The 12,577-nt window shown below is 64.5% G+C and carries 7 protein-coding genes and 1 tRNA gene; 6 read left to right on the plus strand and 2 right to left on the minus strand.

Going from position 1 to position 12,577, the window contains the following annotated elements; genetic code table 11:
* Positions 1 to 17 precede the first annotated feature (17 nt).
* Positions 18 to 2,333: a phosphoenolpyruvate synthase gene (gene ppsA / locus FQ137_RS08280; RefSeq protein ID WP_149291961.1), complete on the minus strand. Its 2,316-nt coding sequence runs from the start codon at positions 2,331 to 2,333 to the stop codon at positions 18 to 20.
* 637 nt (positions 2,334 to 2,970) lie between these two features.
* Here ppsA and eno point away from each other — a divergent pair.
* From eno to FQ137_RS08310, 6 genes are all read left to right on the plus strand, one after another.
* Positions 2,971 to 4,248, plus strand: coding sequence for a phosphopyruvate hydratase (gene eno, locus FQ137_RS08285; protein WP_149291962.1), 1,278 nt, complete (start codon positions 2,971 to 2,973; stop codon positions 4,246 to 4,248).
* A gap of 77 nt (positions 4,249 to 4,325) precedes the next feature.
* Positions 4,326 to 5,216, plus strand: a complete 891-nt coding sequence (locus tag FQ137_RS08290) for a septum formation initiator family protein (protein ID WP_149291963.1) — start codon at positions 4,326 to 4,328, stop codon at positions 5,214 to 5,216.
* Positions 5,213 to 5,764 carry a DUF501 domain-containing protein gene (locus FQ137_RS08295; RefSeq protein WP_149291964.1) on the plus strand — a complete coding sequence of 184 codons (552 nt, stop codon included), beginning with the start codon at positions 5,213 to 5,215 and terminating at the stop codon, positions 5,762 to 5,764. The genes FQ137_RS08290 and FQ137_RS08295 overlap by 4 nt, the downstream gene beginning before the upstream one ends.
* Positions 5,761 to 6,774 (plus strand): Ppx/GppA phosphatase family protein, encoded by a 1,014-nt coding sequence (locus FQ137_RS08300; RefSeq protein WP_304506052.1) that lies wholly within the window; start codon positions 5,761 to 5,763, stop codon positions 6,772 to 6,774. The genes FQ137_RS08295 and FQ137_RS08300 overlap by 4 nt, the downstream gene beginning before the upstream one ends.
* A gap of 81 nt (positions 6,775 to 6,855) precedes the next feature.
* Positions 6,856 to 6,929: transfer RNA gene (locus FQ137_RS08305), tRNA-Leu, on the plus strand.
* An 81-nt stretch (positions 6,930 to 7,010) separates the two neighbouring features.
* Positions 7,011 to 7,676 carry a hypothetical protein gene (locus FQ137_RS08310; protein ID WP_149291965.1) on the plus strand — a complete coding sequence of 222 codons (666 nt, stop codon included), beginning with the start codon at positions 7,011 to 7,013 and terminating at the stop codon, positions 7,674 to 7,676.
* 204 nt (positions 7,677 to 7,880) lie between these two features.
* Here FQ137_RS08310 and FQ137_RS08315 read toward each other — a convergent pair whose 3' ends face one another.
* Entirely contained in the window at positions 7,881 to 12,572 is a 4,692-nt protein-coding gene (locus tag FQ137_RS08315) for a DEAD/DEAH box helicase (RefSeq protein WP_149291966.1), read from the minus strand.
* Positions 12,573 to 12,577 lie beyond the last annotated feature (5 nt).

Consider the following 12,577-nt stretch of genomic DNA (forward strand, 5'->3'; position numbering starts at 1 on the left):
AACCCGCGGCGGCGGGGTCATGACCTGAGCGCCGCCTCGGTCAACAGCCGGCGCTCCGCCTGCGCGATGTGGCGGCGGGCTGCGGGCACCGCGTCGGGGTTGACGGAGATCGAGGTGATGCCCATCCGGACCAAATGCTCGGCGAACGTCGGGTCGGTCGAGGGGGCCTGTCCGCACAGCGAGGACGTGATGCCGCGCGAGCGGGCGATACCGATGATGGTCGAGATGGCGTCGAGGACGGCCGGATCACTACTGTCGAACAGTTCCGCGCAGGTTTGCGAATCCCTGTCGACCCCGAGGATCAACTGGGTGAGGTCGTTGCTCCCGATGGACACCCCGTCGATACCCGCGTCGATGTAGGCGGGCAGCCAGTACGTCACCGAGGGCACCTCGGCCATCACCCACCGGTGGAGCCCGCGCTGCCGGCCGAGGGGACTCGCATCGAGGAGCCCCAGGCAATGTTCGAGCTCCCACCGGGTGCGGACGAACGGCAACATCACGTGGAGGTTGGGGTGCCGTTCGCGGGCCAGCGCCAGCGCCTCGAGCTCCAGGTTGAACACCTCCGGGTCGCGGATGTAGCGGTAGCAGCCCCGGAAGCCGATCATCGGGTTCCGTTCTGCCGGCTCGTAGGCTTCGCCGCCGTCGAGCTTGGCGAACTCGTTGGTCCGGAAGTCGGTGGTGCGGTAGATGACCGGGCGGGTGCCGAACGGGCCCGCGATGGCGCTGAGCGCCTCGGACATGGTCGCGACGAAGTCGGCCGCCCCGCCGTCGGCGATCACCGCCCGGGGGTGTCGCCCGGACAGTGCCTCGGTGAGCAGGAATTCCGCCCGGAGTAGTCCGCCGCCGTCGACGTCGGTCGCCGCCACCTCCGCGGCCCGGTCGACCGTGGCGAGGTTGACGTAGATCTTCGTTGCCGTGGTTTCCGGTCCCGCCGAGGCGACCCCGGCGGGACGAGTGTGGGGCACGTGGATGGGGCTCGGGTCCGCGCCGAGCCGGACCTCGCCGATGTCCCCGTCGACGGTGACGATGTCGCCGTCGACGAGCTTCTCGGTCGCCGAGACCGTGCCGACGACGCACGGGACCCCGACCTCACGGGCGACGATCGCCGCGTGGCACGTGATCCCGCCCTGGTCGGTCACCAGCGCCGAGGCTCGTCGGATGGCGGGTAGCCAGTCCGGATCGGTCATCGGCGCGACGAGCACCTCGCCCTCGGCCAACCGGTGCCCCTCGGACGGTGAGGTCAGCAGGCGCACTGGGCCCGTCACCACACCGGGCGATGCGGGCAGGCCGGACACGACTGTCCGGTCCGCGGCGGCGTGTCGCCGCGTCCCGGAATGAGGGGTCGCCGCGGGGGATGCCCCGGAGGGCGTGCCGTCGAGGGTGGTGATCGGCCGGGACTGCAGGATCCACGTCTCCCCGTCCGGGTCGATGATCCACTCCATGTCCTGGGGACATCCGTAGTGGGTCTCGGCGGTCACCGCCATCGAGGCGATGGACCGCAGGGATTCCTCGTCCAGGATCGAACCGGAATTCACGGCTTCGGGTGTGGGTTCTCGGCGGTCGCGCCCGTCGGCGCCCCGAACGATCTGGAAGTCCTGTCGTCCCGCGGATCTGGAAACCACGGAGAGGTCCGACTTCGACACCACGAAAGTCTCGGGGATGACCGCGCCCGAGACCACCGCCTCTCCCTGACCGCGAACGGCTTCGACCATCAGGTGTTCGCGATTCCCGGTCACGGGATCAGCGGTGAAGACGGTCCCGGCGATCACCGAGGGGATCATGCGGTGCACGACGACCGCCATCACCGGATCGGCGGTGAGGCCCCGGCCCGTGCGGTAGGCGATGACACGTGGGGTGAACAGCGAGGCCCAGCATCGCCCGACGGCGTCGATGACCTCGTCCTCGCCGGAGACATTGGTGAACGACTCGTTCATCCCGGCGAACGATGTGGTCGCGCCGTCCTCGCCGATGGCCGACGAGCGCACCGCGACGGGCACCGGCGCGTCGTCCCCCAGCGCGCGGTACGCCTCGAGCAGCGCCAGCCGCACGTCCGGTGCCATCCCGGCCCGCTCCACCAGCCCTCTCATCTCTGAACAGGCCTCGTCGACCGCCGTGGGGTCGTCGTGCACGTCGAGTGCCCGACGGTGGGTGTCGAGGAGCTCACCGCGGACGCCGGCGTGATCCATCGAGACGGTGAAGGCGTCTGCGGCCAGGACGAAGCCGGTCGGGACCCGCAGCCCGATCGACGTCAGTACCCCGAGATTGGCTCCCTTGCCGCCGACGGTGCCGGCGGCGTCGAGGTCGAGGTCCGAGAAATCGAGTACGTAGTCCACAGGTTCATCGTGGGCGCTTTCGGCCCCGGCCGGCAGTCCCTTGCGCAACCGGCACCGGGGACTTTGGGCCCACGAGACCAGGGACTTCCGGCCCTGGTCGTGGTGACTGGCACGGTTTGGGAAGCTGGGGGGGGCGGGGCCGTATCGGTGACGACGACGAGCATCGCCGCTTAAGGAAGTCGCATGGCACTCGAATTTTCGCCCATAGTCGACCTCGGGATCGGCTGTTTTGTCACCGCCGTTCGAGCCCGGTCACGTAGTCGGCTTGGTGGCGGCCGAAACAGTGAAGAGAGGTGAGTGCCACATGGTCGCGCTCGCCGAACTTCCCCGACCGGATAACCCACGCCTTCGTCATCCTGGTGACCGTAGTGGCCACGTTCGCCGAGGCGGTAGCTGCCTGCACGTCTCTGACAAGGTGCGCGCCCGGAATGGACCACTCCGGACGCGCACCCGGGCAGGCGGCGTACATAGGGCACGCGCAACCCGGGGAGTGCGGGGAGGGGGCTGGGTGGCACGCCCCCCGGCGCCGCCTCGGCCCGCCGCGATCACCGACGTGGAACAATGGCCTGCGGTGCTGCGCCTGGTGGAGTAGTGCCGACCCCTGACACGATCCACGAACTTCCCCCAAGGAGCACAGATGGCGCTTATCGAGCAGGTCGGAGCCCGGGAGATCCTCGATTCGCGAGGCAACCCCACCGTCGAGGTGGAGGTGCTTCTGGACGACGGCTCGTTCGGCCGCGCCGCCGTGCCGTCCGGTGCCTCCACGGGCGCCCACGAGGCTGTGGAGCTGCGCGACGGGGACGACCGTTACCTGGGTAAGGGCGTCACCAAGGCCGTCGAGGCCGTGCTGGACGTCCTCGCCCCCGCTGTGATCGGAATCCCGGCCGAGGAGCAGCGTCTGGTGGACGAGGCCCTCCTCGACGCCGACGGCACCCCCAACAAGTCGACTGTCGGCGCCAACGCCGTGCTGGGTGTCTCGCTGGCCGTGGCCCGCGCCGCCGCCGAGTCCGCTGGCCTCGAGCTGTACCGCTTCGTTGGCGGCGCCAACGCACACGTGCTGCCCGTGCCCATGATGAACATCCTCAACGGTGGCGCCCACGCCGACTCGGGCGTCGACGTCCAGGAGTTCATGATCGCCCCCATCGGTGCGCCCACGTTCCGTGAGGCCCTGCGTATGGGTACCGAGGTGTACCACCACCTCAAGACCGTCATCAAGGACCGTGGCCTGTCGACCGGCCTGGGCGACGAAGGCGGGTTCGCCCCCTCCGTCGAGTCCACCACCGCAGCGCTCGACCTCATCGTCGAGGCCATCGAGAAGGCCGGCTACGCGCTCGGCACCGACGTCGCCCTCGCACTCGACGTCGCGGCGACCGAGTTCTTCAAGGACGGCAAATACCACTTCGAGGGCAAGCAGCTCTCTGCCGCCGAGATGGCCGACGTCTACGCCGAGCTCGTGAACAAGTACGCTCTGGTCTCCATCGAGGACCCGCTCGACGAGGACGACTGGGACGGCTGGACGACCCTCACCGACATGATCGGCGACAAGGTCCAGATCGTGGGCGACGACCTGTTTGTCACCAACCCGCAACGCCTGGCCGACGGCATCTCCAGGGGCGCCGCCAACGCGCTGCTGGTCAAGGTCAACCAGATCGGCACCCTCACCGAGACGCTGGACGCCGTGGACCTGGCCCACCGCAACCGCTACGCCTCGATGATGAGCCACCGCTCCGGCGAGACTGAGGACACGACCATCGCCGACCTCGCGGTGGCCTGCAACTGCGGCCAGATCAAGACCGGCGCCCCGGCCCGCTCGGAGCGCGTGGCCAAGTACAACCAGCTGCTGCGCATCGAGGAGATGCTCGGCGACGCCGCCCGGTACGCCGGCACCGGGGCGTTCCCGCGCTTCACCGCCTGACGGCCCCCGCAGCGCCGTCAGGCCCGCAGGCTGACAGCTCGGCAGACTGATAGCTCAGTAGTCGGAAAGGATGGCTTATGGCCCGCCCGCCTCGCCCCTCGGACCGTCGGGGAGACGCACGCGATCGTGCGGCGTCCCGGCGGCCAGGGGAGGGGTCGGGTGCCATCCGGCGCCGGGCCGGCGGGGCGGGTCACGGGGCCGCCGCGGACCGGGGGAGTGCCACGGGTCGTGGCACCGCACCTGAGGGTCGGGCCGGGGCCGACCATCCTGCTGGCCCCTCCCGCCGGGAGACGCCTCGCCGGCGCACGCCGGGCCGCGAACGGGACCGGCCCGTCCCGGCGTCTGCCCGGTCCGGCCGGGTCGGCACCACCGCGCATCCGGAGGCCCATCGCCTCACTACGCGCACCGACCTGTCCGACACCCTGTTGGGTCCGCGAAACTACACCCCGCGGCGGATCGGGCTCCTCGCCGTCGTCGCCATGATGCTGCTCGTCACCGTGTCGTTCCCGTTGCGTAACCACTACCAGTTCCTGCGGGACGAGAAGACCGTGGCGCAGGAACGGGCCGCGCTGGAGGCGACGATCGCCGAGCTCGAGGCCGAGGAGCAGATGTTGGCGGACCCGGCGTACATCGAGCAGCAGGCCCGCATCCGCTTTGGCGCGGTAAAGCCGGGGGAGACCCCGTACCGGGTGTCGATGGTCGACCCGGTCGAGCAGGCGGCGGCCGAGCAGCGGGCAGCCGAGTTGGCGGCGCTGCCGTGGCAGACGCGGGTGTGGAACTCGATCGCCGAGCCCGCCGAACCGATCATGCCGGAGGATTCGACAGTGCTCGAGGGCAGGTCCATCCCCGGCGGCCCTGACACCCCGCCGGTGCCGGTCGTTCCCGGCGCGCCCGGAGGCGAGGGCCCGGCCGCCCCCATCCCGGGCGGCGTCCAGCAACAGCAACCACAGGAGGACCCCCCAGCGTGAGCGCGGAACAGAGCGTGTCCCAAGCCGACCTCGATGCGATCCAGGCCCAGCTGGGCCGGCCGCCGCGAGGCGTGCTGGAGGTGTCCTACCGCAGCCCCGACGGCCAGCCCGGGGTGGTCAAGACCGCGCCGCGGCTGGAGGACGGCACCCCGTTCCCGACGTTGTACTACCTCACCGATCCACGGCTCACCGCCGAGGCGAGCCGGCAGGAGTCGGCGGGGATCATGAGGGGGATGACGACGAGGCTCGCCAACGAGCCCGAACTGGACGCCAACTACCGGCAGGCGCACGAGCGGTTCCTCGCTAAACGCAATGAGATCGAGGACTTGGGCACGGACTTCTCCGGAGGCGGCATGCCCGAGCGGGTCAAGTGCCTGCACGTGCTCATGGCGTACGCGCTGGCCGAGGGGCCGGGCGTGGTGCGGCTGGGCGATGAGTCCGTGGCGCTGGCCTGCGAGGCCGGGCTTCGCGGCAATGCCCTGCCCGCCGACTGGCCGACGCCCGAGGAGCTGGGTGTGCCCGACTACATCGCGATGGACCAGCAGTGAGCGCCTCCGATCCGGTTCTCGGCTCGTCCCGTCCGGGCGCTGTGCGCGTGGGGGCTGTGGACTGCGGTACCAACTCGATCCGGCTTCTCGTGGCCGAGGGCATCCCCGGTGAGGCCGGGCTGGTGGACGTCACCCGAGAGATGCGGATTATCCGGCTGGGCGAGGGAGTCGACGCGACGGGCAGGCTCTCGGACGGCGCGCTGTCCCGGTGTCGGACGGCTCTGACCGACTACACCTCGACCATGGCTGAGCTCGGTGTGCAGTCGGTGCGGATGGTCGCCACCTCCGCTACCCGCGATGCTGAGAACAAGGACGAGTTCTTCGGCATGACCGCCGAGGTGCTGGGTGAGCATTTTCCGGGCGCGCAGGCGGAGGTGATCTCGGGGCAGACCGAGGCCGAGCTGACTTTTGCGGGCGGGGTCGCGGACCTGTCGCCCGAAGATGGGCCATTCGTGGTGACCGACCTCGGCGGCGGGTCCACGGAGATCGTGGTGGGGGAGCTGGTCGACGGACAGCCGCGGCTGTTGGGTGCGCGCAGCACTGACGTGGGTTGTGTGCGCATCACGGAGCGGACGTTGCATTCCGATCCGCCGACCGCGGCCGAGATCGCCAATGGCCGGGCGGCGATTGCAGAGGAGTTCGCTGGGGTCGCCGACCTGCCGCTGGGTTTGGCCTCGCGGTGGGTGGGTGTGGCCGGGACCTTCACGACGCTCTCGGCGCTGGCGCAGGGAATGACCGAGTACGACCCCGAGCGCATTCACAACTCCGTGATCACCGTGGAGCAGATGCGCGAGGTGTGCGATCGGATGGTGGCCGCGCCGGTGGCCGAACGCAGGGGTCTTGGCCCGATGCATCCGGGCCGCGTGGACGTGATCGGGGGCGGGGCGCTGGTCGCCTCTGCGCTGTGTGATGTGATGGCGGAGCGGGCCGGGATTGGTGAGCTCACGGTCAGCGAGAAGGATATTCTGGATGGGATCGCTATGTCGGTGCTGGCGCGCTTAGCCGGCTGATGGAGCGACTCTGGGCGCCTAGCGCGTCACCCGGCCCCGCTTCGGCGAGGCCGGAAGGCTCACACCACGTGTGGGCCGCAAGCCCCCATAGCCCAATTGGCAGAGGCAGACGGCTTAAAACCGTCACAGTGTCGGTTCGAGTCCGACTGGGGGTACGGGATTGCTGGTTCGGAACGAGAGGTACGAAAGTGCCCGTAACGCTCGACACGCGGTTCGATTTTCGGAGAGACACCCCAGTGGGCAAGGATCCCGATTCGTGGAGCCCGACGCTACGGCGATATCACAAGGCCCTGTGGAGTCGCGAACTTCCATCTGGGCAGGTCTTCACCCTCATGGACGATGTTCCAAAGCGGTACTTGAGTCACGACTCGCATCTCGGGTCTTTCGCGCTCTCCAGCGACTCGGTGATCCCAACGTATCTCGGGTGGAAGCGGATGGGGCCGATCGTGTCACGGGCGCCCTTTTGGAAGACGCAGAAGATTCAACGGGAGTGCTACACCATCGGAGGGATGATGATCTGGCCGAGCACCACGGTGCCCGGGGCTGGGACCATCAACGGAATGCGAGGTCTGAACCTCAAGATTGCTGATAGGTTCGACCTGACCCTTGAGTGTGTTCGACGGCACTATAGTGGTGATGAGAGTCCGCTGTCGGCTGTCATCGACGCCAATGCTGAATTTTTCCAGCTCTTCTGCGACTTCGGTGGATTCGTTGACTTCTTTCTGCTCCAAGATTTAGTCGACCCAGATATGCAAAAGGTCCGATTCATGACGTGTTTTAACGGCTTCAGCCGCACCGGATTACCGGACACTTTAGAAGCCTATAAGAGCTACTTGGATAACGCGCGAACATTCGTCAACGCTCGAAACCGGCGTATAGCAGCGTTGGAGATTACGGTATAGAAATCGGTCCAATTTTCCTGGGCTGGGAACCTTAATTGGTACTGCAGAACCGGTAGTTCATCGGCCTTCACAGGTCGTGTTGCGCATCTGAGGAGCATGGAGAGAGCGTTTGAATCGGGTCCTGGGGCGCTCGATGCTTGCCGCGAGCATGCGTGTTCACCCGTCCCAGGGCGCGTATACAAGGGGTCTTCTCCAACAGGATGATCAGATCGCACTAGTCTCGGATGTCTCTCCAGCCAGGTCGGTGTGGGTGACGGTTGTATATGACCGCAGCTGATCAAGAAGACGTAGGGCGTCTTGACGACTTAAAACTTCGTGGTCGCGGTCGTTGAACGCGTTTCGTAGGCAACCAAAGCAGCTGGTTTCGATACCGCAATCGCAGGCGCTTACGCGACGGTGCGCTTCGTCCATCACCTGGGTGATGTTCTCTGTGATGCTCTTCGCTGCACCAGCTCCTGCTGGAACGGTGTCGTAGAGAACGATCGACCTCACGCCTTTTGACCAGGAAAGAGTCGCGTCAATGTCATCGCGCGAAATTTCCAACCCCTCAGATGCTCCCTCTAAGAGCGCGTACATCAAGGAAAGCATCGCGTCATGGCCAGCATCAATCAATCCCCGAGCAACAATCTCGGCGCTGTCAGTTTGGTAGCGGTGGCCGAGTGATACCAGGTCAAAACTGCCACGGCAATCTGAGCCGGAAAGCGGGTTTGTGTGAGAAGTAGACCTGTCCTGGTCCTGAGGTCGTCCCCACCCGCACGTCGTACAAATCCGGAAACCACCGCCGATACCTTCAGAGAGGACAACCATCTTTGCGCGAACTCCCGCCGTAACTGTAGTGGTTGCGGTGCCTCCGACGAGCTCGACTATGAAACGAGAATGGCCGGGATCTTCAACATGGGACGATCCAACGGTCCTCCTCTTGGGAGGGGCTGAACCCACCGAATCTGGTTCGGGGTCCGCAATGAAGCCCCACTCCGGGATGATGAATTTGCGAAGGTTGTTGGCGCGGAATTCGTTGCCGCAGACCTCACAGTTCGGAGCTGCATTGGACAGATCCAGACCGGCTTGAAACGCGCTGCAATACTTGCAGACTCGATAGTCGTTCCGCTCGAATGCTTTACCAGGTCTTTTCGCTACGGCACGCGAGGTCCATAGCTTGCCGGCTGCAACGACCTGGTTCCCGGGAGCGTAGTCGAGAATTGCAAGCGAAAGATCGCGGTCGAGTTCAAGCTTTTGGCCAGCGGGATCCGGAGAATGGTTTGTGCGTAGACCGACTGTGTCCACCGGGAATCCGTACTTGGGCAGGACATTTCGCTGAGCCAGAACGGCGAGCGTTTGGCGGCTTTCGACGGTACGCAGTGTCCGATCAAGTAAATCGGCGAACCGATACTGTTTCTCTCCTACTGCGCTTTCGCGAAGTTCGGTCAATTGATGCCGCTCGACGCGAATCTCATCTGCGATCTGATCGAGAAGATCGAGCAGGGGCGCTACCCAGGTGTTGTCTGCCACACCGAGTTCATCATGAAGTTGCACTGGTACAGACCGGGCTACAGAATCGGCGATGGCCTGTGGCACCGGGTCGAGGAATAGACGGATCTCCCTCCACATTTCCTGTGCGGGATTCTCGGCACAGAAAAGATCCGCGATCGTGCGGAACTCAATCCCGCGCTCAACGAACATGTGGCGAAAGAACTCAGCAAAGACGATTGAGTGGATGTGTCGTCGCGCGATCCGCTCGTTGGATATCGGCACCCAGGGAACGCGCATGATCCCACTGATCATGTCGGTCGGATCCTGGAACCGCGACAAATCTCGAGAACGCCGCTGGGCATAAGTGGTGACGAACGCCGCGGAATCGGTCCGTCGCCCGGCGCGACCAGCTCGCTGAACGTAGTTCGCGGTCTTTGGCGGCATGTTGCGAAGCACTACTGCCTGCAGGTCGCCCACATCCACGCCAAGTTCGAACGTCGTCGAGCACGATAGAACGTTGAGATTGCCCCGAATGAAGTCATTCTGGACCTCTAGGGCTTGTTCGGCGGTCCACTGCGCGGTGTGCTCTTTAGCCGATAACGGAGCAATCTGAAGTGACCGGTATAGGTGCCGGTAGTGATTCCACTCATCTGCGAGGTCAGGTACGCGGGCGTCAACCAGCGTTCCCGCACAGTTCAAGGTAGGACAGATATTTGCGGCGTTGTGCGCAGTGAGGGCGCGGCACACATTGCATCGCCACCACGATGCCGACGTTCCGGCGCGAAGTTCAAGCTTGCGATGGTCGAGTTGAAATGCCCCAGTTTTGGGCGAGTTGGGGCGCAGCCACCCGAACCCTGGACGTTGCGGGGCTTCTGGCGGAGTTAGGAAATCCCACAAGCGGGCGAGGAACTCAGAAGCCAGATCTTTTTTGCCTACGGTATCGAGGACACGCTGGAGATAGTTCAACCGCTTGTTGGTGCCACGAGTGGGTTCCCACGAAAGTAGCTGTGCTCGACGGTCTGACCCTCCCTGATTGATGGAAACGATGACGTTCCGGGGCGCAAAGATCTGGTCTTTGGCGTTGACACCGTCGGGCATCGTGAGCGCGCCTTGCCGACGCGTCATCGCAGCCAACTGTTGCAGTACCGCTACTGCCGCTTCTTCACCCAGAGCGGAAACGAGTGGGCTGGGAAGCGGCGCATCAGCGGGGATGCGGAAAGAAGCGTGTAGAAGTCCAAGCCCTTCGAGCGATTGGCGAACGTCGGTGCCGACCAGGTCCGCCATCAACCAATTACCGACTTCGCGGTCCATAGTCCGCTTGGTGTCCGCCGGATCGAACAGATGGGCCGCTTCGCCACGGGCAACACCGTCACTGATGACATCGGCGACGCTGCCGCCATGTTCGGCGTAATGCGGATATTCGAGCACCTGTGCAAGCAACCTTCGTTGCATCAGTCGCGAATAGCTTGAGTCTAGGTAAGGCGCAGCGTATGCCGCAGCCTGACGAGAGTCGCTGAACATGAGCAGCTTGCGTCCTTCGCCGACTAGCTCGCGCGACGAGTCACGTGCGACAGGGAGTTGCTGGTAGAGGGATGTGGTCACGACGGCGGAGGGCGCGTCGTTGCCTAGGTCGAGTCGACGAATGAGGTTGCTCTTCCGTGCGCCGCAGTGGTTGCAAGTGGACAGTCCGGCTTTAGATACCTGAAGTGAAGTAATCGGTCGGATCTCGCCTTTGCCGCATTCGCGTCCACACGTTGGCACAGGGACGTCTGACACATGCCCGCATCCCGTGCAAAGAAAATTAAGCCGGGGGTTGATCTCCGCGGCGTCCTTTTCCAGCAAATCGTCGTCCTCGTCGACGATGACCTCGTCGGAATCGAGAAGTGCAAACCACTGGGCTTTGAGCGCTCGGGCGTTCACCGGGACCAAACTGTGAGTTTCATCGATCTCACCGGCCAGATATACGGTTCCGCAGGACGTGCACGTCGCGAACTCAAATGCCGCTGCATCACATTCTGGGCACTGTTCGTGCCGAGCCAGTCGCACATGGGGCCCAGACGGAGACAGACATGTGAACGCGCCCTCGGTGGCGCGGACGAAGTAGTGGTAGCGGGCGGAAAGTACCGGATGCCCATTGGGGAGCTTCACTTGCCCACAGAGTCGTACCAGCCCCTCGAGTAGACGCTCTGCATCCACTCGGTTCGGCCACACCTGAGGCGCAATCTGGTGAATGTCTCGCGGTCCTTCAGCCAGCTGACTGCGGAGCGCGACAACGTGTTCCTCTTGATCAAGTGCGGAGCCGGCGTCTTGCAGGCCAGATAGCTCCACCAGGCTGGCTAGGTCCGGGGCGTCTGCTCCGGGGGTTCCCCATTCGTCAGTCCTGCCAGCGAGAACATCGGAAAGTTGCTCAGCTGTCATCGCCCAAGTGTGTACGTCAGTGTGTGGGATTCGTGAGGCGTGGACGATGTCCTGCTTAGACGGATCGTCGGCGAATTCGAAAGGAGCGTTGAACAGGTCAGACGCAAAAGTCGTGACCTGGTCGGGGTCACCATCGAGTGATGCTGATGTCGCGATGCATTGCAGGCGCCTGGACGGAGTAACTCGGTCCTTTAGCCGACGCAGGAGCATCCCGACTTCTGCGGCCTGTGCCCCGTCGTATACATGCGCTTCATCGAGGGCCACAAACCTCCAGGACTGTCCTGCGAATAGTTCAATATCGCGCGGTCGAAGTAGCAAATATTCGAGCATCGCATAATTAGTGAGCAGAATATGTGGAGGCTGCTCCTGCATCTCTTCGCGGCTGAGCTTCTCATTGGGAAGCAGCTCCTGGCCAGGGTGAAGGGATTTGAAGTGGGATTCTGCGGCCTTACGGGTCTGTTTGGTCTCGCCGGTGTACCGGCCGAAAGTGATTTCGGGGATGCCGGCGAGCAATGAGCGCAATCGTTTGAGTTGGTCGTTTGCCAGCGCGTTCATGGGATAAAGAAGGAGGGCCCTAACGCCTGGGCCTAGTGTTCCGTTTTCGTTCTCCTTCATGAGGTGGTCGAAGATCGGGAGGAGGAAACTTTCGGTCTTGCCGGAGCCGGTCCCCGTGGTGACCACAATATTCCGTCCATCTTGCACCTTGCGGATCGCTCGCTCCTGATGCAAATACAGCGGGCGGCCCAGAGGCAAATCGGAGCTCTCCAGGCGCCGGAAACCTTGGGTAAGTACTCCCTCGTCTATCAGCTGTTCGAGCGAGGCGCCGGGGGCGTACGGCGGGGTCGCTTCCAGCAGCGGGCCTTTGGTGAGATTGCGTGTGTTGGTGACTTCGGAGGTGAAAGCGGCGTGCAGATCAGAGTCATTGGGGCTGAGTAGGGTGGTGATGTATCGCTTGTATGTCGATTCGATTGATCGGGCCGTGTCAAGCGGATCGAGAATGTCAGTCATATAAT

The sequence above is a fragment of the Dietzia sp. ANT_WB102 genome (assembly GCF_008369165.1).
Classification (GTDB): Bacteria; Actinomycetota; Actinomycetes; order Mycobacteriales; family Mycobacteriaceae; genus Dietzia.

Bases quoted from the DNA above. Each gene is read 5' to 3' on its own strand.
- eno (WP_149291962.1), top strand. From the start codon at position 2,971: ATGGCGCTTATCGAGCAGGTCGGAGCCCGGGAGATCCTCGATTCGCGA.
- FQ137_RS08290 (WP_149291963.1), top strand. From the start codon at position 4,326: ATGGCCCGCCCGCCTCGCCCCTCGGACCGTCGGGGAGACGCACGCGAT.
- FQ137_RS08315 (WP_149291966.1), bottom strand. From the start codon at position 12,572: ATGACTGACATTCTCGATCCGCTTGACACGGCCCGATCAATCGAATCG.